This window comes from Saccharothrix saharensis (assembly GCF_006716745.1).
Classification (GTDB): Bacteria; Actinomycetota; Actinomycetes; order Mycobacteriales; family Pseudonocardiaceae; genus Actinosynnema; species Actinosynnema saharense.
In genome coordinates, this window is the sequence record NZ_VFPP01000001.1 from 3260255 (window position 1) to 3280501 (window position 20247).

Sequence of the window (20247 nt, forward strand, 5' to 3'; positions counted from 1 at the left end):
TGATCTACGCCACACGTGGGCTTTAACGTTAACCGTACATACGTCTTGCTGAGACCTTCAGTGGATCACCGGGCAGACGCCCTCGGTGTCGCCGGGGAAGAAGTTCGGCACCAGCTCGCGCTTGTCGTAGTACCGGTGGAAGACGCTGGTGATGCCGCTCGACATCGGCGGCACGATCCACGTCCAGTCCGCCGGGCACGACCGGCCCGCCGCCTCCTCCTTCTCGACGTGGGTGAGGAACCGGTCGGACTCGGTGTGGTGGTCGGTGATCGTCACGCCGGCCTGGGTGAACGAGTGCAGCACCGCGCGGTTCAGCTCGACCAGCACGCGGTCCTTCCACAGCGTCCGCACCGACGAGGTGTCCAACCCCATCCGCCTGCCCAGGTAGGGCAGCAGGTCGTAGCGGTCGACGTCGGCGAAGTTGCGCGCGCCGATCTCGGTGCCCATGTACCAGCCGTTGAACGGCGCGGCCGGGTAGTCGATCCCGCCGATGCGCAGGCGCATGTTGCTGATCGCGGGCACGGCGTGCCAGCGCAGCCCGAGGTCGGCCAGCCACGGCAGCTCGGGGTGCCCGATCGGCACCTCCAGCACCGCGTCGGGCGGCAGCTCGACCATGGCCGGCTCGGCGTCCTCGCGCTCCACGATCAGCGGCAGCACGTCGAACGGCCCGCGCCGGGCGGGCGGGCGCCACCCCAGGTCGATCGCCGCGGCGGTCAGCTCGACGTTGCGCCGGTCGCCCAGCACGCCGCCGTCCGAGCCGACGTAGCCCGCGTACCGGATCAGCTGCTCGTTGCGGATCCGCGGGGCGGGCCTGCCGGGCTCGTCGGGGGCGAACACGCTGATCACCGGGCGGACCTTGCCGCCGTTGCCGGCGAGCTCGAGGTGCTCGACGCACTCGTCCGCGACCTCCTTGGGATCGCGCAGGTCGCGCAGGTCGCGGACCTTGAGGCTGCGCCAGTACAGCCGGCCGATGCAGCGCGCGCTGTTGCGCCACGCCACCCGTGCGCCGAACGTCAGCTCGTCGGGCGTGTGGCGGTAGGTGCCGGTCGCCGCGACTTCGGCGTGCATCTCGGCGAGGCGGTACTCGACGGGACCGAGTTCGGGGTGTTCGGAGTGGTGCAGGCGGAGGAACTCCTCGGCCTCGGCGAGGTCGACGGTGGGCGCGGCGGAGTCGTGCAGGGGGATGGCTTCAGCCGGACACGAGGGGACGGGGGCCATGGCGGGACACCGTAGTTGGACCTTCGCCGTCGCTGCACCGCCGTGCCGGGTGCCGAAGTGCATTCAAGACCTACTGCTGATGGCGGACAGTAAGCGCTTGATCGCGCAGAAGGGTGAGGCTTCCAGCGGAAACGAGTGATATTCGATCGTTATCCAGCCGAATCGCGGCGGTTACTTGTGATTTACCTCACAGCAGCATATTCACCTATCGGGTGACAGCGACGGCGGCGTCCACGCCATGAACCGGGCCATCCCGCGCAGCCCGATCGACGGCGGGACGGCGCGCATGGCGGTGTCACGCGCCTTCACGAGCACCGGGTTCCGCAGCTTGTGCCCCACCCTCCCGAGCATCCGCGACGCCTTCGCCATCGACTGCGTGCGCGGCCGGCGTTGCCGGTCGTACTCCGCGAGCGCGCCGGCCACGTCGTCGGCGCGGGCGCACACGGCGGCCAGCACCACGGCGTCCTCGATCGCCATGCACGCGCCTTGGCCCAGGTAGGGCGTCATCGCGTGGGCCGCGTCGCCGAGCAGCGCCACCCGGCCGCGCACGTAGGTCGGCAGCGGCGCGGCCAGCTCGTGGATGTCGTGCCGCAGCACGGCCTCGGGTGGCGTGGCGTCCAGCAGGTCCGGGATCGGGTCGTGCCAGTCGGCGACGAGCCGGCGGACCTCGCCCAGCTCGTCCGCCGAACGGCCACCGGCAGGGGCGGTCGTGGCCGCGTACCAGCAGACCCGACCGTCACCGAGCGGGAGGACGCCGAACTCGGCGCCGGGACCGAGGGTCTGGCCGAGGCCGAGGTCGCGGGGGAACACGGCTCTCGTCACGCTGCGCCACGCCGTGGTGCCCGTGTACACCGGCTGGGGCATTCCCGGGAACAGCGCCTGCCGGGTTCGGCTGCGCAGGCCGTCCGCCGCGACCACGAGGTCGGCGTCCAGGTCGTCCACGTCCGTCACCTCGGTGTCGGTGACCAGGCACGCCGGCGGCAGCGCCGACCGCAGCACCCGGTGCAGGTCGGCCCGGTGCACCGCGACCACGTGGTCCTCGTGCGAGGCGTCGACCCGCGTCAGCGTCCGGCCCCTCGGGTCGCGGATGCCGCCGGGCACGCGGGGCGTGCCGATCCGCCGCACCTCGTCGGCCAGCCCCAGCGCCGCCAGGGCCCGCAGGGCGTTCGGCATCACGCCGACGCCCGCGCCGACCTCGCCGAACTCCGGCACGCGTTCCAGCACCCCGACCTCCCAGCCGACCTGCCGCAACGCGACCGCCGCCGTGACGCCACCGAGGCCACCACCCACCACGAGCGCTTTCATGCCCCTCCTTCTACAGCTGTAGATACCAGTACTCTACAGCTGTAGAAGGAGGACGCACTGTGACGGAGCGCATGGCGGCCCTCGCCGACGCGGCGATCCACGTGGTGGCCACCAAGGGCATGCGCGGGCTGACCCACCGCGCGGTGGACGCGCAGGCGGGCGTGCCGACCGGCTCGACCTCGGCCTACTTCCGCACCCGCAAAGCGCTGGTCGAGGGCGTGGTGCAGCGGCTCGCCGACCTCGACACCGCCGAGGTCGCGGAGGCCCGGCTGACCGTCCCGCTCGACCCCGACCTGCTCGCCGAGTCGGTCGCGCACGTGCTGGACCGGTGGATGACCACCGGCCGCGAGCGCACGCTGGCCCGGTACGCGTGCCTGCTGGAGGCCACCCACCACCACGAGCTGCGCGGCATCCTGGCCCACGGCGAACAACCGCGTGCCCAGGCTCGGGAGCTGCTGGCGGCGTTGGGCGCACCCGACCCCGAGCGGCAGAGCCGGGAGCTGGTGGCGTTCGTGGACGGCCTGCTGTTCGACCGGCTGGTCGGCGCGGGCGCGCTCGGCGCACCCGCGCCCGGGACGCCGGAGAGCGTGGCCGAGCTGACCGCCGCGATCCGCGCGGCGCTGCGCGGCGTGCTCGGGAGGTGAGTGGCGCCCGTCGCCACCGTCGTAGGCATGTGGGTGTTCCGGGCCCTCCCCTCTGGGCAGGAGGCAGCCGTCCACCCCCCGCGCACGACGCGTGACGAGGTTCTCGAGCCGTCCTCCAGTCATGCGGAGATTCCCGCGCGGCCACCGGGTCGGCCACGCGGTCGACCCCGGCCTCGCGGAGATCGTCGAGCAGGCCCTGAACGCGACACGCCTGGAGGACCTCGGCGTCGGCAGGCTCCTCGACCGACGTGATCGAGGCCGGGCCGGGGTGGCGCGAAGGGGGCGGTGCGCGTCGGCACCGCCCCCTCCCTCGTCTACGCGGACCGCTCGGAGCTGCCCAGCCGGGGGAACGGGTCGGTCGAGAACACGACCTCCACCGGCACCTCGAAGTACTGCGCGATGCGCAGCGCCAGGTACAGGCTGGGGCTGTACTCACCCCGTTCGAGGTAGCCCACGGTCTGGTAGTGGATGCCCAACGCCTCGGAGAGCTGCCGGCGTGACACACCCCGTTCCGCGCGCAGCATCGCGATCCGGTTGTAGACGCTTTCGCTCATCGCACCCTCTGCAGCGCCGCCTGTCGGCGCTGCTCCATATCCGATCCGGACTCCCGGCGAGCCATCCGACGCAGGATCGTAGGCGCTAGCACGAAGCCGACCACCGCCCACACCCCGAGCACGCCCACCATCTCCGTGATCCGCCAGGTGCCGCCGAGCTCCGCGGCCGCCGCCGCGTCCGGCAGCAGCGCCGCCCTGGCGCCGTGCCCCGCCCAGTACACCGGGAACACCTGGGCCACGCCCTGCAACCAGCCCGGCATCGCGGTGATCGGGTAGAAGATGCCCGAGATCGCGATGATGCCCATCATCGGCAGCATGGTGATGCCCATCGCGCCGCCGGGGCTCTTGGTGATCGACCCGGCCACCGCGCCCCAGGGCAGCATCGACGCCATGCCGAGCGCCAGCACGGCGGCCAGGCCGAGGACACCGCCCACACCCGCGCCCGCCAGCACGTTCACCAGGAACAGGCCGGGCACCAGCACGACCACCAGACCCGACAGCGAGTCCAGCGACGTCTGCACGGTCCGGCCGACCAGGTAGCCGATCATGCCGTTCGGCACCGCCTTGGCGCGCAGCAGCGTGCCGTCCTCGCGGTTGGTCGAGAGCTGGCCCGCGGGACCGACCAGGGCACCGAACACCATCCCCATGCCGAGCATGCTGGGCAGGGTGAGCGTGGCGAGCGAGACGCCGGAGCCCTCGACCGACGAGTCGCGCTGGAACCACAGCACGGTCAGCGCGGCGAGCCCGGTGAACACGTTGTACCACTGGTCCGAGCTGCCCATGGAGTGGCGGAACTCGCGCACGCCGCGGTCCACGCCGAGCCGGATCGCCTGGGCCTTGGTGTTCACCGCAGCGCCACCTCCTCTTCCGTCGCCTGCCCGCTCTCGTGCCGCTGCACGAGTGCCATGTAGGTGTCCTCCAACGTGCTGCGGCGCACCTCCAGCTCGGAGATGCCGCTGGTGTGCTGCCGGAACAGGTCGCGCACGAACGCCGTCGCGTCGTCGGTCGTGTGCACGTGCCGCAGGCCGTCGTGCGTCCAGCGGACCTCGGACTTGCCCTCGACCTGACGGCTGAGCTGGTCGGGGCTGCCGTCGGCGATGATCCGGCCGCCCGCGAGCACCAGGATCCGGTCGGCCAGCTTCTCGGCCTCCGCCAGGTCGTGCGTGGTGAGCAGGATCGTCATGCCCTCCAGGTCCGACAGCCGGTGCACCAGGTCGTGGAAGTCGCGGCGCGCGTGCGGGTCGAACCCGGCCGTCGGCTCGTCCAGGAACAGCAGGTCGGGCTTGCCGACGATGCCGATCGCCACGTCCAGCCGCCGCCGCTGGCCGCCGGACAGGCTGCCGACCTTCTTGTGCGCGTGCTCGGCCAGGCCGACGGTCTCGATCAGCTCGTCGGTGTCGAACGGCCGGGACTGGCCCGGCGTCGCGTAGGGCTCGTAGTAGCGGCCGAGGTGGTGCAGCAGCTCGCGCACCTTCCAGCGGCCGTGGTCGCGCCAGGACTGGAGCACCACGCCGAGCCGGGCGCGCCAGGCCTCGTCGCCGGTCGCCGGGTCGACGCCCAGCACCCGCACGTGGCCGTCGGAGGGCAGCCGGAAGCCCTCCAGGATCTCGATCGTCGTGGTCTTGCCCGCGCCGTTGGGCCCCAGCAGGGCCACCACCTCACCCGGGCCCGCGGTGAAGTCGACCCCGTGCAGCACGTCCGTCGTGCCGTAGCGCATCCGCAGATCGCGCACCTCGATGACCAAGGACCCTCACCTCCCCCTGTCAGAGTTCTCGGTCATTTTGTAGCACATCTGCTATCAGTCGTACTACACCCCTTCCCTACGCCATATTTACTTCACGGGTTCGTGAAACTTCTGTATGTTGCGAAGTAGGTCCCTTAACGCACTGGGAGGTGTGCGAGATGACCGAAACGCTGTACTCCGAGCTGCCCACGCAACGCCCCACGGCGTTCGACCCGCCCGCGGAGTTGGGGTTGCTCCGCGAACGGGCGCCGATCAGCCGGATGAAGTTCCCCGACGGGCACCTGGGGTGGCTCGTGACCAACTACGAGCTGGCCCGCGAGGTGCACGCGGACCGCCGGTTCAGCAGCCGGGTCGAGCTCCAGCACTCGCCGCGGACGGTCGGCGGCGAGCCGGTGGCGCAACGGCCGCCGGCCAAGCCGGGCATGTTCATCGGGATGGACGCGCCCGACCACACCCGCTACCGCAAGCTGCTCACCGGGCAGTTCACCGTGCGGAGGATGAACCAGCTCCTGCCGCGGATCGAGCAGATCGTGGCCGAGCACCTGGCCGCGCTGCGGGCGGCCGGGTCGCCCGCGGACCTGGTGGCGAACTTCGCGCTGCCGGTGCCGTCGATGGTGATCTGCGAGCTGCTGGGGGTGCCCTACGAGGACCGTGAGGCGTTCCAGCAGGACACGGCGAAGCTGCTGAGCCTGGACTCCACGATGGACGAGATCATGGCGGCGTTCGAGCGGCTGGAGGACTTCGTGCTCCGGCTGGCCGAGCGCAAGCACGTGGAGCCGGGCGACGACATGCTGACCGGGCTGGTCGCCACCGGCGAGCTGACCGACTCCGAAGTCGCCAACATGGGGTTGCTGCTGCTCGTCGCGGGCCACGAGACCACGGCGAACATGCTGGGCATCGGGACGTTGCTGCTGTTGCAGCGGCCCGACCAGCTCGCGGCGCTGCGGGCCGACCCGTCGTTGGTGGACAACGCGGTCGAGGAGCTGATGCGGTACCTGACGATCATCCAGTTCGGCACGGTGCGCACGGCCCTGGAGGACGTGGAGGTCGGCGGCGTGGTGGTCCGGGCGGGTGAGTCGGTCTCCATCTCGGTGGCCGCCGCCAACCGGGACCCGGCGCGGTTCGAGCGGCCGGACGAGTTCGACGTCCACCGGTCCGCGTCCGGGCACCTCGGGTTCGGCCACGGCGTGCACCAGTGCCTGGGCCAGCAGCTCGCCCGGATCGAGATGCGGGTCGGGTTCAGCGCGTTGTTCCGGGAGTTCCCGGACCTGCGGCTGGCGGTGCCCGCCGAGGATGTCAAACTCCGCACCGACATGGCGATCTACGGGGTGCACGAACTGCCGGTGGAGTTCTCGTGAAGATCGAAGTCGATCCGGACCGCTGCGCGGGGTCGGGGATGTGCGCGTTGACCGACCCGGCCGTGTTCGACCAGGACGAGGTGGACGGGACGGTCGTGCTGCTGGAGCCGTCACCGACGGGCGAGCACGAGAAGGCGGCGCGTGAAGCGGCGCACCTGTGCCCGGCCGGCGCGATCCGCGTCCTGGAGTGACCAGGGCTGCCGGGGCCGTCCGCGGGCGGTCCCGGCGGTGGTCGTGCGCGGCGGTCGCTCAGAGCGACAGGTGCACGCGCAGGGCGTCGTCGAGCTGCTTGAGCACCGCGGGCGGCAGGCCGCCGATCCGGGCGCGGAGCCGGGCCGCGGCGACCGTGCGCACCTGCTCGGCCTGGGCCTTCGAGTCCGCGCCGAGCCCGCAGTCCTTGGCGGGCAGCAGCACCTGGAACGGGTACACCTTCGCGGTGTTGGAGGTGATCGGCACCACGGTCACCACACCCCGGCCGCCCCGTCCGGCGGCCCGGTTCGCCGCGTCGTTGCTCACGACCACGGCCGGGCGGATCTTGTTCGCCTCGGCGCCCCGCACCGGCTCCAGGTCCACCCAGTAGATGTCACCTCGCCGCATCGTGGACACCGTCTGGCGCGGTCACGTCCCACATGTCGGCGTCCCCTCCGGCTTCCCACTCGTCCCACGCGCTCGCGTAGGCGTTCTCCAGACCCGCCTCGCGCAGCAACGTGATCGCCTGGTGGATCACCGACGACCGGGAGGCGCTCCGGTGTTGCCGCAGGTAGCGATCAACGAACTCTACGTCCTCCTCGGGGAGGCTCACACTGATTTTCATACCACCGATGCTACCTCCGGTCCTACCGGGTAGGAACCCGCCCGCCCCGCTCGCGGGAGGGCGGGCCATTGCGTTCGCAATCGCCCGCCCCGGTGGTGGTCTCGTCGCGACGTCAGTCCACCTCGATCTCGTGGATGGCGGGCACCACGTTCTCGCCGATGACCCGCAGCATGTCGTCGTAGTCGGTGAAGGTGTTGATCCGCAGGATGATGTGCCGGCACCCGGCCTCGATGAACTCGCGCAGGTGCTCGACCAGGCCCTTCTCCGTGCCACCGAAGTAGTTCTGGTAGTTCGACATGGTGGTCTGGGGTAGCTGGTAGTAGCGCGTGGTGTAGTCGTTGAGCGCCGCCTCGCCCGAGGCGGTGTCCTGGCCGATGTTGACGTTGATGTACATCGTCGGACGGATGTCGTCGGGGTTGCGGCCGAAGTTCTTCGCGTGCTCCCGGATCTGGCCGAGCGAGTGGCGGTAGCCCTCGGCGTCGATGTGCACCGGCATCCAGCCGTCGTACATCTCGGCCGTGCGGCGGACCGCCTTCGGCTTGCCGTTGCTGGCCAGGTAGATGCCGGGGCCGCCCTGGGTCTTCGGCGGGCCCTGCTGGCGCAGCTCGTCCAGGTTGTAGTACTGGCCCTTCAGGTCGCCCTCGCGGCCTTCCCACACCGTCTTGAACGCCCGCACCATCTCGTCGACGCGCGTGATCCGCTCGGTGTAGGACATCGGGACCAGGTCGCTCTCGTTGTTCACCGGCAGCGGCTCGCCCATGCCCAGGCCCATCTTCAGCCGCCCGTTGCTGAGCTGGTCCAGCGTCGTGATCGCGTGCGCCAGCGCCTTCGGCTCCCGCAGCACGGCCGTCAACGCCGCCGTGCCGATGGTGACGTCCTCCGTCACCATCGAGATCGCGCCCAGCAGCGCCAGCGGCTCCAGGCGCGGCCGGGTGACGAAGGAGTCACCGACCCACACCGAGTCGAACCGCAACTCCTCGACCTTCCTCGCCAGGCTGATCAGCGGGGCCGCCGCGTCGGTCGGGTACAGCATCGAGTACTCGCGGACCGGCAGCGCGACACCAATTTCTGCGCCCACACTGGACTCCTCTCCAAGAATTCACACGACAGGCTTTCGCTGGCTGCCACCAATTATTAGCACACCGTTGAAAGAAACCGCTTCTTCTCGCATGCCCTCCCGTCCACAGGCCGACGGGAACACGAAGCAGCAGGTCAACGTGCACTTCGCCGGCCGTCGAACAATGCCCTGAATAGCAATAGTCGCGGACGCCGGCCGGGTGTGGCCGACGTCCGCGACTATTGCGCGGTTGCCGTTGTGCGGCAGTTTATGGAGTTGTCGACCGCTCGTCGCCCTAGGCCTTCTCGGGCTGCGGGACCGCGGCGGCCTGCGGCGGCGCGGCGGCCGGGGCGGCACCCGGACGCCTGCTCGGCATCGCGAGACCGATCAGCATGCCGACGAACGCCAGGATGGCGACCGCGGTCATCGAGCCCGAGAAGCCCTCGGCAAACGACTCGGCCGTGGCGTAACCGCCGACGGCGCCGAACACGGCGACCGACACCGAGGTGCCGAACACGCCACCGAACATGCGCAGCATCATGAACACACCGGACGCCTGGCCGATCTGCTGCGGCTGGACCGCGCTCACGACCGCCTTCTGCGCGGCCGGCATGGCCGCCGTGATGCCGACCGAGCCGATGACCAGCGCGGGCAGGATCTCCAGGTACGAGGTGTTCGTGTCGATGGCCACCGCGATCCACGCCATGCTGACCGCCTGCAGGAACAGGCCGCCGACGACGAACTTGCGCTCGCCGACCTTGTCGACCAGGCGGCCGGCGATCGGCGCGCACACCATGAGCGTGCCGGTCCACGGCATCAGCATGAGGCCGGCGACCAGCGGGCCGTGACCCTTGACGACCTGGAAGTACTGCGCGAGGAAGAACATCGTGCCGTACAGCGAGGCGAACACCAGGAAGTTCGCCGGGTTGGCGGTGGAGAACGCGCGCAGCTTGAAGAAGCCCATCGGGACCATCGGCCGCGGCGTGCGCTTCTCGTAGAACACGAACGCGACCATGAGCACGACGCCGAGCACGATCGAGGCGACGACCTCGGCGCTGCCCCAACCGGCCGCGTTGCCGCGCACCAGGGCCCAGATGATGCCGAACGCGCCCAGGGTCACCAGCGCGAGACCGCCCAGGTCGAGCTTGTTGTTCGGGCCGGTGCTCTCGTCGACCTTCCGCGAAGCGAGCAGGATCGCGACGATGCCGATCGGCAGGTTCAGCCAGAAGATCCACTGCCAGGCCAGGCCCTGGGCGATCGCACCACCGATGAACGGGCCGCTGAACGTGGCCAGACCGGTCAGGCCCAGGTAGAGACCCATCGCCTTGCCGCGCGTCTGCGGCGGGAACACCGCGGTGATCAGCGTGAGCGACAGCGGCAGCACCATCGCGGCCCCGGCGCCCTGGAAGGCTCGGGCCACGATCAGGAAGACAATGTTCGGCGCCAGCGCACAAGCCACCGACGCGACGGTGAACAGCGCCAGACCGGTGTTGAACATCTTGCGGCGGCCGAACCGGTCACCGAGTGCCGCGCCGGTCAGCAGCAGGACCGCGAAGGTGAGGTTGTACGCGTTGACAACCCATTCCAGTTGTTCGATCGAGGCCGTCAGATCCGCGCGGATCGTGCTCAGCGTGGTGGTGACGACGAGGCTGTCCAGGGCCATCATGAACGACGCCAGTGAGGCGAGCCCCAATGTCCACGCCTGCTTGGACGACATTCGTCCTGTTTCGGTACTCACCGTTCTCCTTCGGTTCACTTCATCGGTAAAAAATGCAGGCAGATGCCGTGGACGAGTGTCACGGCCTTGCCGTTCATCCCGTGCGCGCGTTGCCGCGCGCACTTCCTGGACGTGCTGTCGGAACAACTGCGCGGCGGACTCGCAGTCGGTCGTGGGGTCTTACTCGCGGAGCGATCGCGGAAGTCCGAAGATGGGCAGCAGCGAGTTGTCGTGGAATCTGGTGAGGCCGGTGATCCGGTCACCGGTGAGGGTCAGCACCAGCACGCCGTGCGCGTGCAGGATCGGCGTCCGCGGGTCGCGCAGGTAGCAGCCGAAGGCCGGTTGGCCGTTGGCGCGCGTCGGGATCAGCACGTGGCTCATCCCGTCGCGCAACGCCACCGTGGCCAGGAAGTGGCGGATGGCGTCCAATCCCTGGTACTCCAGCGGCAGCGGCGGCATGGTGAGCCGCGCGTCGTTGGTCAGCAGGTCGACCACCGCGTCGACGTCACCGGCTTGGAAAGCGCGGGTGAAGTCGTCCACGATCCGGCGTTCCTGCGGCGAGTTGGGCAGCGGCGCACTTTCCCAGTCGGGACCGGGCAGTTCCTGCGTCAGCGCGCTCCGGGCCCTTCTCAGGGCGCTGGTCACCGCATTCTCGGTGGTGTCCAGGATATTCGCGACTTCGGCCGCCCGGAAGCCGAGCACGTCCCGGAGAACCAGCACGGCCCGCTGCTTCGGCGGCAATTGCTGCAATGCGGTCAGGAAGGCCAGCGACACCGATTCCCTGACCTCGTAGCGCGCCTCCGGTCCCGGCATGTCGTCGGCGATCTCGTCGAGCAGCGCGTCGGGGTACGGCTCCAGCCAGCTCGGCTCCGCGCGGCGGTGAGATGGCTCGGGCAACGGGACCTCCGATTGGTAGGCCGCATAGTCGTTCGGACGACGGGTGCCGGCCCGCAGTGCGTTGAGACAGCGGTTGGTGGCGATTCGGTAGAGCCACGTCCGCACCGACGCGCGCTCCTCGTACCCGCCGATCCCCCGCCACGCCGCCAGCAACGTCTCCTGCAACAGGTCCTCGGCGTCCTGCACGGAGCCGAGGATGCGGTAGCAGTGGACCTGCAGCTCCCGCCGATAGGGCTCGACGAGCCCTCGGAACGCCTCCCCGTCCCCACTGCGCGCCAACGCGAGCAACCCCTCGGCCGAGCGCTGCGCCGAGGCGTCGGTTCCCCTGGCTGGCGGGATCCCTCGCATGGTGGCTCCTTCTTTCCTGTGGTCACCGCCCCCGGGCCGGAGCCCGGTGGCGGCGTTGGGACGGCGGCGCGACAGGTCTGACGTGCGACGGCGGGTGGGGTCGGGTCGGCCTGGCGAAGCGGTCGAGATGTGGTCTCGAAGGGATGGACACCGCCGCCACCGAAAACTGGTCGCTCCCGGCCGGAGTTTTCCGATGACGACCCTCGACAACGCCCCGACCTGCGGCGATACCGTTGCCGAACCCGCACGAGCACTTCGGCCGAAGCGCTCGACCGCCGGGCGCCCGCTGCACCGCGTGGCGAGCGAGGTGGCCGAGCACGTCTCGTGTCCTGTGCGCGCGAGGACGCGGCACGGGTCGACGAGCTGTGCGCGTTGTTGGACGCGGCGCGCACCCCGTACTGGCGGGACCGGACGGCCCTGGCGCCGAGCGTCGAGGGGAAGCGGCGGATCCGCGAGGCCATCCGCTCCAGGGCGTTCGTCTCCCTGGCCTGCTTCTCACACCGGTCGGCTGCCCATCGTCGATCCGCGCTACTTCAGCGGACCGATCCGCCACCCCGTCATCGTGGTCGACGGGGTGGAGGTCGAAGTCGTCCGGACGCGATCAGCGGCCTGGCGCCGGCACCACGCCTACACCTACTCGTTCTTCCTGAAGATCCTGGGCTTTCCGCCTGATGCGAACCGACCGCATCCTCCACACCGAGGGCAAGCTGCACCGACGGTCCGGGCGGCGCCCGCGGACGAGGATTTCCAGCTGCTCTCCGGACCAGCGTTCCCGCTGGTCCGGTGGTGGGGCGGGTGGGGTTCGAACCCACGACCTGACGGATTGTTGGCCGTCTCCCCCGTCGTCTGCCGACCCTTGCCAGCACCCGCCACCACCAGCGCGCCTAGCGTCCGCGAACGACCACTGTGGATCGTGCTTCGCGGTCGTCTGTCGTCGTTTCGTGGGGCAAAGGTGTGGCATGGATCTTGTCCTGCCCAGCCGCACCACCTCGCGGAAGGCAAGCTCGTGGCCAGTCGATGCCGCCAAGGCGTCGAGCTGTCCACCGGCGCGGTAGCGGAGCGCTCCGACCACCGTGTGCCGGACTGCCCGGCGCCCGTTCCAACTGATGGACTCCGGACGATCTTCTTCGGATCCCAAACCAGCCGTTGGCCTGCCTACCGAGTAGACTATCTAAGTCGAATTTCGCAGGTCAGACGCTGTAGCGTCTTACAGCAGGTCATGTAGAGTGCTACACATGACGTACATGTGATGCAGGGCGGATTGCCTGAGCTCACACATAGGTGCTGGGTTGAGCTTGCGACCCAACCCAGCAACCCAGTAACCCGGCTACCCAGCCAGCAGGTCCCACAGGAGCTTGGCGGCACTGAGGACGAACTGGCTAGCTGCGAAGACGGTCCGGAGACGGCAGGGAGTGCACTTTCCCGAGTCTTCGGACCTTCTTCGTTTACCCCTGTTTCCCACACTTCCTCCACCGGCGGTCGATGTAGATCGACAGAGTGCCGGCCCTCAGTCGACCAGCTGGTTCGACTGAGGATCAGGAAGGGCGAGGGTGCTCTCGACTGAGTCACGCATCGGGAGCAGGTTCAGCATAGTGGAGCCAATTTTAGGCGGGTTGGTCTCCTTGTCGGAGCCCAGTGCTATAGTCCCCGGCCCTTCCCTAACCATCGAGAGTTTCCGCTGGTCAAAGCCGTTGAACCAGGGACTCGGTGTCGCCCAGGCCGCTCAGTCAGGACGATCCTCGCCAACATGGAGGTCTTCCAGTACCACTACAGGGCACTAAAAAATCCGACAAAAAGGACGAAACCACATCTTTTGTTACCAAACCGTGATCGTTAGGCTTAGGACCCCTTATCTAAGGAGGGCTTCGTGTCATCCCGCCGACCTGGCTAGCCCCAACCATGCGTGTCAAGGGGGCACCTTCCGTCCACACAGGACCGCTGGGCTGGAACTGCCCCCTTGACGCGTGTGGTTGCCCTCGGGGAGGTCGGCGGGATGACACGAAACCCGGCCCACGCTGGCAACCGAGCTGGCGGTGTCCTCCGGTCATCCTGCTGGCCTGCCCGTCCGGCGAGGACATGTCTTTGGTTTTGCGGCGCTTGCCGGGGTCGGTCGCGTCTTCGGCCGCCGGCGGGCCAGGGTGGCGGAGCCGGGCCCCTGGCCCTGCCGAGCGGCCAGGACGGAGCGGCGCGAGCGACCCCGGCAGGGGTCGCCTTGATGAAGAAAAGAAACTTTGCACACGTGGGCTACAGTGCCGCGCGGCTGGGGAGACGGCGTTAGGAGCGGGTAGGGGTCCAGACCACGATGGCCTTGTCGTCGTGTCTCTTCGAGCGCGGCAGAGCTGCACCATCGGGGTCTTGGTTCTCTTCCCAGTGGTGTAGGTCGGCTAGCAAGTGGGACAACTCCGGAGCCGTCATGCCAGCGATATCGGGCCAGTGCATTCCGAGGTGATCGATCGGGCGTTGGACACCGTCCGTGGCCAGCACGCACCAATCAAGGTCGGCCAGCGCGAACGTCTGCACGACGGCCTCCTTGGCTGCTTGCCGGTCCGCTTCTGCGATCCAGTAGCCATCGAGAGTGTTCCTCGCGGTTAGCTCTTGCTCTTGGAGAAGGCGCAAGAGCTGGCGGTGCTCATCGTCGTAACCAGTGCCCGCGGCTAGCCTCGACCTGTATCGGCGTCGAAGGTCACCGCCGACTGACGCTAGCCGGTCGTCGGTAGTTCGGCTGATCTCGCCATTTACCGACACCACGGCCGTGCTGTCTCCGAGCACCAAGAGGTTGAACTCGTCACCGCGCTCCCTAGCGAGGAGGACCGTAGATGACGGGGCTTCTGCGGGTCGAAGGGACAAGCGGGAAGCTACGGCGCTGATGCAGGTGCCGAGTATCGCGACTAGATCGTGATCGCCGTCGCGTAGCTCGCTCGTCAACTCGGCGCACAGTTGGTCGACGTACTCAGAGGCGTCTACGACGGCAGGGGTGAAGCTCGACGCGCCATCGAGCACGACTGCATGCCTCTCAGACGCGGCCCACCTGTCCTGGCCACCCTCCGAGCTGCCGTCGCTGGAGAGCGAAGCGCCCCGGAACACGGCTAGGACCACCGCCTAGGTGGAACGAGCACCGTCGATGCCTTCGGCGTAAGCCCGTCGAACTCGGTGGTGACGGCCATGCTGAACTCGGAGTCACCGAACTCTGTGAACAGGTCCGCGATGGTGTCTGTGATGTGGTGCGCCGCACCGATCGAGCCGAGCGCGTGAAGGCCAGCGATGTGCACGATGACGTGGTTACCCCAACGATGGCGCGCTATGTAGGCGTGATCAGCCCTGGAAGGCGTCACCTCGTCCAGCGGCGACAGATGCCGCTCCCCGGTCACTTCGTCCACGATGAACCACTGGGCACCATCACCCAGCGCCATGCGAAGGACGGGGTCTTGCGACATCAGTCGGTGGCCGATGTGCGCGGACGCGGGACCGCACACCACAACCGCGTCGCCTGTCGGCTCCCACTCCTCGCGCGGGTCCAGGATGACGCGGTTGGTGATGAACGTCAGCTTCTCCAGCTCGGCCAGCAGGTGGGCACCGGTGGCGTCGTCCTCGGCCGCGATCACCAGGTCATCGCGTTCCCGGATGATGCGACCGGGTAGTGCCATGTCCAACGGGCCGACGCCGAAGAACGCGCGATGCGCCGGTGGTGCGCTACTGCGGATCTGAGTGATCCGGCCCTTGGTCAGGCCGAATGCCTTGGCGACTTCCGTGTAGCTGCCACCGAGGAGATCGCGCGCCTCCTCGATCGCTGCGCGCCGGAGACGGGCCAACTCGGTCGATCGCTGCTGGTAGACGGCTAGCAGAGCCGTAGCCCGCCTGCCGCGCCGTACCGGGTCGGGGTCATCCCTGAGGCTCGCGAAGTCGTCGTCCACATGTGGAGTTTAGACCCCTTGACGGCCCTAGGTCATGGGAGTACCTTGCTGTTTAGACCCCTCAACAACAGCAAGCGTCGACAGTGTTTATAGGGGTAAACGACCTAGGAGGTAGACATGCGTGACATCCCGGTGGTGCTGACCGGTTGGCGGTTGATGGTGACGGAGGAGCCGACGTTGAAGACGCGGGAGGTGGACGGTACGGCGGAGGTCGTGACCGACCGCGATGGCGCGTCGCAGTTCGTGGTGTCGGTGTTCGTGAAGTCGAAGGGGCAGAAGGGTGAGGAGATCCGCGTGACCCTCGGTACCGACCCGGGTCCGGGCTTCGAGGAGGGCACGTTGGTGGAGTTGGTGGACGCGACGGTGTCGCCGTACAGCTTCAAGAACGGCAAGGGTGAGACGGTGTCCGGTCTGGCCTGGCGTGCGATGGGGCTCAAGCCGCTCGGCTGAGTCACGCTCCTGATCGTCCGTTCCGAGAATCGGGCTCCTGTGGCCGCGTGAACCGCTCCGCGTTGTCGGGGTAGGCCGTGTTGCCCTGTAGCAGGGGTGTCCGTTTGTTCTTTGAGAATTCCACAGTGGGTAGATCCATGCCTTTTTCCGGCACCCGATGGGTTGGTGCCGGGAGATTCGTTGCCCCCGGCGCGTGTCGTGTCCGGTGCCGGGGGCTTTGTGTCTCCCGTTCTTTACGGAAATGAGGTGGTGTGGTGGAGATCGTGAACATGGCGGCGCAGGAGAACTACGCGACATTCCGGGCCGCGATCGTGTTGTTGCAGGAGACGGTGGACGAGCACGTCCGTGGCTTCATCGCCAAGGCGGAGGACGCGGACATCCCGGCGGAGGCGTGGGCGGTGCCGGACGCGGATGAGCTGAAGTCGTTGTGTGACAAGGCGGTTCGGGAGATCGAGGAGTTCACGAAGGACGCCCGGAAGTACGAGGCGGAGTTGGTCGCGAAGAACTGGAGGGTCTGACGATGGCTGCTCGTTACGGCGCGGGTCAGGCGGTGGACGCGGTCGACGCGGCCATGAGTCAGCTCAAGGAGGCGTTGGACGGGATGCCGTTCGCGCGGTTCCGTTTCAGCGGTAAGCACAAGGCGGTGACGCGTGCGGTCGCGGATTTGACGGTCGCGATGGCGGATGTGCAGCCGTACTTGCAGGACATTTAGACCGCCGGGAGCGGCGCATTTCTCGCCAGGGGCCCGATCACGCCGAATGAGGCTGGTCGGGCTCCTGGTTTCCAAGGTCTCACGATTCAGAGAGGGGTGGCTTGTCATGCCGAAACCGACTCGTAGTCAGGGGTTGGAGGTTCGCGCGATCAAGTGGGGTGTCCGGCACCCCGGCATGGTGGCGGTTCCGGCGGGCCTTGCCACGGCGGTTACGAAGAGCGCGGTGGAGTGGGGGTTGCCGACCACGAGCGGGATCGTCGGCGGCGCGCTGCTCGGCGTGGCGGGCTGGTACCGGGGCCACCCGGCCTCGTTCGACCAGGTGGCCGCGCCGTGGTTGCGGGCGTTCCGCCGCCGCTGGCTGACCTACGTGGGGCGACGTTGGGCGGACATCCTGTCCGACTGCGACCTGGTCACGGTCAACCGGCGCACGGACGCGATGGCGGTGCCGCGCATTCTGCGGGTGCGGTCGGCGTCGCCGTCGATCGACACGATCCACGTGCGGCTCAACCGGGGTCAGACCCCGTCGCTGTTCGAGGAACGCGCCGACGCCCTGGCCCACGCCCTACTCGCTCAGCGGGTCGCGGTGGTGAAGATCAAGCCTCAGGTGATCGGTCTCGTGATCGAGCGGGAGAACCCGTTCGGCGCGGACCCGATCCCGGCTATCGACCTGCCGCACGACGCCGATGAGGTCGACCTGGGCGCGATCGAGCTGGGTGACACCGAGTACGGCACACCCTGGACCCAATCGTTCCTCGGTCAGCACCTGTTCACCGCCGGTGCCACGGGTTCGGGCAAGGGCTCGTTGCTGTGGTCGCCGTTGCGGGGCATGGCTCCGCTGCTGCGTGACCGGCTGGTGGTGCCGGACGTGATCGACCTGAAGGAGGGCATGGAGACCGAGATCGGTGCTCCGTTGTTCCACCGTCGGGCGATCGAGTGGGCCGACGCGGTCTCGGTGGTCGAGTCGTTCCGCGACGAGTTGAAGGCGCGGCAGGCGGTGCTGCGTGAGCAGGGGAAACGCAAGTTCACCCCGTCGGTGGAGACGCCGTTGCGGCTGTTGCAGATCGACGAGCTGGGCATGATGACCAGCTACGGACCGGCGTCCGAGGTGCGCGGTGTGCTCAAGCTGCTCTCGGAGATCATGACGCAGGGTCGGGCGGCGGGGTTCGGGGTCTGCGGCTACGTGCAGGAGCCGACCAAGGACACGGTCCCGATCCGCGAGCTGTTCACCGCGCGGGTGTGCCTGTCGGTGACCTCGCAGAGCCAGGTGGACATGGTCCTGGGTGACGGGATGCGGCTGCGTGGCGCGCTGGCCGACGAGATCCCGCTGGACCCGGCGCACGCCGGTATCGGGTTCGTGGTGGAGCAGGGCTCCTGCAACCCGCTGCGCGTACGGGCCTCATTCCAGACCGACCAGGACATCCGCGACCTGGTCGCGTTCGTCACCTCGGGTCGTCCGCGGCTGCACGCCGTCGCCTGACCTTCGCACGCGCTGCGGCCGAAGTCGTTGGCGCGCAAGCACATCGCTCATTCCGAAGTGGAGGAACAATCATGTGGAACCTGGGTATCCGGCTGTGGGCGGCGTGGCGGTTCGCGCTGTTCCTCGCCGTCGCTGGCGGGGTGCTGTTCGTCGTCTACCAGGTCGACGGCACCGGCGCGTTCTTCGTATGGACGCTGGTGCTGGCCCTGGCCGGTGTCGTGGCGGTGTTCTACATCCTGCGCGACTTCGTCCGCCGCGAGATCGAGCACCGACGCGGGCGGTTGTGATGGCGCGCATCCGTGCCCGTGGCGCGACCCGTGCCCCTCGGCCGCGCGGCGGGGTCGACCCGGGGCAGGTCGATCTGTTCGCCGACGACTGGCAGCAGGCCGCCGCTGCTCCGGAACCGAAGCCGGTGGCCCCTGCGGGGTTCGGCGGCACGCCTGACCTGGTGCCGCAGGTGCTCAACGACATCACGGCCGGGGTGATCGGCCAGTTGGATCGGTCGGGCCGGGTCGTGGTGCTCGATGGTGACGGGCACTGCCGCCATGCCGACGACGACGTCGCCACTGTGGTCGAGTCGCTGGTCAAGCAGCGTTACGCGGCCGAGGGCGAGTTCACCACGCAGTTGCACGGTGTGATCCGCAAGAACGTCTACGTGGTGGCGCTGACGAATTCCGGTGAGGCGATCCGGGTCCGCTGGTCGAACCTGCGGGGTGCGCGGTAAGGCTCGCCAATCGCTTCACCTTCGATCCAAGTCAGAAGACCCACAACACCGAAAGGAAGGGGATCACTCATGCCCGGAACCGGGAACGTGCCGCCGATACCGGACTGGAAGAAGGAGGACCCACCGGACTGGATCAAGGACGACGTGGTCAAGATGCTGCGCTACGCCGTCGCTGACCGGCTCTACACCCGCTCGCCCATCCAGAGTGGCCCGTCGGGGTGGTTTCACGACCACGCCGAACAGGCTCGACAGGCCACCTGGGACGAGTCGGAGGTGATCGGCCTGCTGGAGGAGCACGGCTGTCTCATCGCGGGACAGACGCGCGTGTTGAAGGACGAGTCAGGCGAGCCGTTCAACGCCGACCACATGGAGATCACGCCCGCCGGACGTGAGTTGTTCGCGCGGCTGACTTCGGAGAGGTGATCCCGGTGCAGGTCGACGACTCCGACGAGATCGACGTTCAGGCCGGGGTCACGAAACGGGTCGTGGGCCTGCGCCGCAAGAAGGCCGAATCGGCGCAACTGCGCGGCCTGGTCGACGACCCCGACATGGTGGCGGTGCGGATCGAGTCCCAACGCCGGTTGATCACGCGCGGAATGTGGTTCTTCCTCGCACTCGGGCTCGGCTTCACCACGGCCGGGGTTCAGGACTTCCTGGCTGGCCACCGACCGCTGACCGACCCGTTGTGGTGGGCGGCATGGCTGGCTGAACCGATGCTGGCCGGGATCCTGATCATGTTGCTGGTGTTCGAGTCCGAGGTGCTGCACCGGGGCGTGCCGGTGGACTCCAAGTGGGTGGACTGGCTCAAGCGCATCCTGCTCGGCTCGACGCTGTTCATGAACGTCTACCCGACGATCGCGGTGCGCGAGGGTGAGCGGTTCGAGGTCGGCAACCTCGCCATCCACGTGATGGTGCCGGTGGTGGTGTTCGGCGTCGCCGAGGTGATGCCGGTGATCCAGCAGCGCATGAACCAGGCGATCACCGACGCCTACCGCGCCGCCAACACCACCGCGCCACCACCCACACCCGCCCCGGCTCCCGTTGCGGCGGCTCCACGGCCGGTTCAGGCGGCGCTGGCCACCGGAACCAGGCTCAAGCTGCCGGACCCGATCCGCGACGCGGTCAAGGCCAAGGTCGACCAGGTCGCCGCCGAAGGCCGTCCGCTGACCGCCGACGACGTCCGCCAGGCGGCGCGCGTCCCGGCCGACCTCGCCGACCGCATCGTCGCCGAAGTCCACGCCCACAACGGGCACGCCTTCACCTGATCCACGGCAGGAACCGCTGCCTCATCGGCGGGACACGGCCACCTTCCCCGGG

The 20247-nt window shown here is 68.6% G+C and carries 23 protein-coding genes and 1 tRNA gene; 11 read left to right on the forward strand and 13 right to left on the reverse strand.

What is annotated here, in order from left to right; all coding sequences use genetic code 11:
- Nucleotides 1-57 precede the first annotated feature (57 nt).
- Both FHX81_RS13650 and FHX81_RS13655 read right to left on the reverse strand, forming a co-directional pair.
- Nucleotides 58-1218 (reverse strand): nitric oxide synthase oxygenase, encoded by a 1161-nt coding sequence (locus FHX81_RS13650; protein WP_141978446.1) that lies wholly within the window; start codon nt 1216-1218, stop codon nt 58-60.
- A gap of 201 nt (nt 1219-1419) precedes the next feature.
- Nucleotides 1420-2523, reverse strand: a complete 1104-nt coding sequence (locus FHX81_RS13655) for an FAD-dependent monooxygenase (protein ID WP_141978448.1) — start codon at nt 2521-2523, stop codon at nt 1420-1422.
- A gap of 59 nt (nt 2524-2582) precedes the next feature.
- Between FHX81_RS13655 and FHX81_RS13660 the strand changes: the two genes are divergently transcribed.
- Nucleotides 2583-3167: a TetR/AcrR family transcriptional regulator gene (locus FHX81_RS13660; RefSeq protein ID WP_211363481.1), complete on the forward strand. Its 585-nt coding sequence runs from the start codon at nt 2583-2585 to the stop codon at nt 3165-3167.
- 314 nt (nt 3168-3481) lie between these two features.
- Here the strand turns inward: FHX81_RS13660 and FHX81_RS13665 are convergent, their stop codons facing one another.
- The 3 genes from FHX81_RS13665 to FHX81_RS13675 are packed head-to-tail and all read right to left on the reverse strand — an operon-like array spanning nt 3482 to nt 5438.
- Nucleotides 3482-3721, reverse strand: coding sequence for a helix-turn-helix transcriptional regulator (locus tag FHX81_RS13665; protein ID WP_033437276.1), 240 nt, complete (start codon nt 3719-3721; stop codon nt 3482-3484).
- Entirely contained in the window at nt 3718-4569 is an 852-nt protein-coding gene (locus FHX81_RS13670; RefSeq protein WP_246107801.1) for an ABC transporter permease, read from the reverse strand. The genes FHX81_RS13665 and FHX81_RS13670 overlap by 4 nt, the downstream gene beginning before the upstream one ends.
- Nucleotides 4566-5438, reverse strand: coding sequence for an ABC transporter ATP-binding protein (locus FHX81_RS13675; protein ID WP_141983927.1), 873 nt, complete (start codon nt 5436-5438; stop codon nt 4566-4568). Before FHX81_RS13675 ends, FHX81_RS13670 begins: the two co-directional genes overlap by 4 nt.
- Nucleotides 5439-5623: 185 nt before the next feature.
- On the opposite strand from FHX81_RS13675, the gene FHX81_RS13680 reads away from it, so the two are divergent.
- Entirely contained in the window at nt 5624-6823 is a 1200-nt protein-coding gene (locus FHX81_RS13680; RefSeq protein WP_141978450.1) for a cytochrome P450, read from the forward strand.
- Complete coding sequence (locus FHX81_RS13685) at nt 6820-7014, forward strand: ferredoxin (protein WP_141978452.1); 195 nt, start codon at nt 6820-6822, stop codon at nt 7012-7014. The genes FHX81_RS13680 and FHX81_RS13685 overlap by 4 nt, the downstream gene beginning before the upstream one ends.
- A 58-nt stretch (nt 7015-7072) precedes the next feature.
- Here the strand turns inward: FHX81_RS13685 and FHX81_RS13690 are convergent, their stop codons facing one another.
- The 8 genes from FHX81_RS13690 to FHX81_RS13720 form a co-directional block, all read right to left on the reverse strand.
- Nucleotides 7073-7420, reverse strand: coding sequence for a type II toxin-antitoxin system PemK/MazF family toxin (locus FHX81_RS13690; RefSeq protein ID WP_141978454.1), 348 nt, complete (start codon nt 7418-7420; stop codon nt 7073-7075).
- Nucleotides 7407-7637: a ribbon-helix-helix domain-containing protein gene (locus FHX81_RS13695; RefSeq protein ID WP_141978456.1), complete on the reverse strand. Its 231-nt coding sequence runs from the start codon at nt 7635-7637 to the stop codon at nt 7407-7409. The genes FHX81_RS13690 and FHX81_RS13695 overlap by 14 nt, the downstream gene beginning before the upstream one ends.
- 112 nt (nt 7638-7749) lie before the next feature.
- Nucleotides 7750-8715, reverse strand: coding sequence for an LLM class flavin-dependent oxidoreductase (locus tag FHX81_RS13700; protein WP_141978458.1), 966 nt, complete (start codon nt 8713-8715; stop codon nt 7750-7752).
- A 274-nt stretch (nt 8716-8989) separates the two neighbouring features.
- A complete protein-coding gene (locus FHX81_RS13705; protein ID WP_246107802.1) occupies nt 8990-10534 on the reverse strand; it encodes an MFS transporter in 1545 nt (514 codons plus the stop codon).
- A gap of 57 nt (nt 10535-10591) precedes the next feature.
- The gene (locus FHX81_RS13710) at nt 10592-11656 is read right to left on the reverse strand and encodes a sigma-70 family RNA polymerase sigma factor (RefSeq protein WP_141978460.1); all 1065 of its coding nucleotides are present in this window, start codon (nt 11654-11656) and stop codon (nt 10592-10594) included.
- A 784-nt stretch (nt 11657-12440) separates the two neighbouring features.
- Nucleotides 12441-12529: transfer RNA gene (locus FHX81_RS40500), tRNA-Val, on the reverse strand.
- 1401 nt (nt 12530-13930) lie between these two features.
- Complete coding sequence (locus tag FHX81_RS13715) at nt 13931-14752, reverse strand: protein phosphatase 2C domain-containing protein (protein ID WP_141978462.1); 822 nt, start codon at nt 14750-14752, stop codon at nt 13931-13933.
- A complete protein-coding gene (locus FHX81_RS13720) occupies nt 14743-15567 on the reverse strand; it encodes a hypothetical protein (protein WP_141978464.1) in 825 nt (274 codons plus the stop codon). The genes FHX81_RS13715 and FHX81_RS13720 overlap by 10 nt, the downstream gene beginning before the upstream one ends.
- Before the next feature lie 117 nt (nt 15568-15684).
- Here FHX81_RS13720 and FHX81_RS13725 point away from each other — a divergent pair, with 117 nt between their 5' ends.
- The 8 genes from FHX81_RS13725 to FHX81_RS13755 all read left to right on the forward strand — a co-directional run bounded on the left by FHX81_RS13725 (nt 15685) and on the right by FHX81_RS13755 (nt 20195).
- Nucleotides 15685-16017 (forward strand): hypothetical protein, encoded by a 333-nt coding sequence (locus FHX81_RS13725; RefSeq protein ID WP_141978467.1) that lies wholly within the window; start codon nt 15685-15687, stop codon nt 16015-16017.
- A 254-nt stretch (nt 16018-16271) separates the two neighbouring features.
- Nucleotides 16272-16535: a hypothetical protein gene (locus tag FHX81_RS13730; RefSeq protein ID WP_141978469.1), complete on the forward strand. Its 264-nt coding sequence runs from the start codon at nt 16272-16274 to the stop codon at nt 16533-16535.
- 2 nt (nt 16536-16537) lie between these two features.
- Nucleotides 16538-16729, forward strand: coding sequence for a hypothetical protein (locus FHX81_RS13735; RefSeq protein WP_141978471.1), 192 nt, complete (start codon nt 16538-16540; stop codon nt 16727-16729).
- A gap of 223 nt (nt 16730-16952) precedes the next feature.
- On the forward strand, nt 16953-18206 hold the full coding sequence (locus tag FHX81_RS13740) for a cell division protein FtsK (RefSeq protein WP_246107803.1): 1254 nt from the start codon (nt 16953-16955) through the stop codon (nt 18204-18206).
- A 71-nt stretch (nt 18207-18277) separates the two neighbouring features.
- Nucleotides 18278-18493 (forward strand): hypothetical protein, encoded by a 216-nt coding sequence (locus FHX81_RS13745; RefSeq protein ID WP_141978475.1) that lies wholly within the window; start codon nt 18278-18280, stop codon nt 18491-18493.
- Nucleotides 18493-18930, forward strand: coding sequence for a hypothetical protein (locus FHX81_RS40505; protein WP_170232043.1), 438 nt, complete (start codon nt 18493-18495; stop codon nt 18928-18930). The genes FHX81_RS13745 and FHX81_RS40505 overlap by 1 nt, the downstream gene beginning before the upstream one ends.
- 69 nt (nt 18931-18999) lie before the next feature.
- Entirely contained in the window at nt 19000-19353 is a 354-nt protein-coding gene (locus tag FHX81_RS13750) for a hypothetical protein (RefSeq protein ID WP_141978477.1), read from the forward strand.
- 5 nt (nt 19354-19358) lie between these two features.
- Nucleotides 19359-20195: a hypothetical protein gene (locus FHX81_RS13755; protein WP_246107804.1), complete on the forward strand. Its 837-nt coding sequence runs from the start codon at nt 19359-19361 to the stop codon at nt 20193-20195.
- Nucleotides 20196-20247 lie beyond the last annotated feature (52 nt).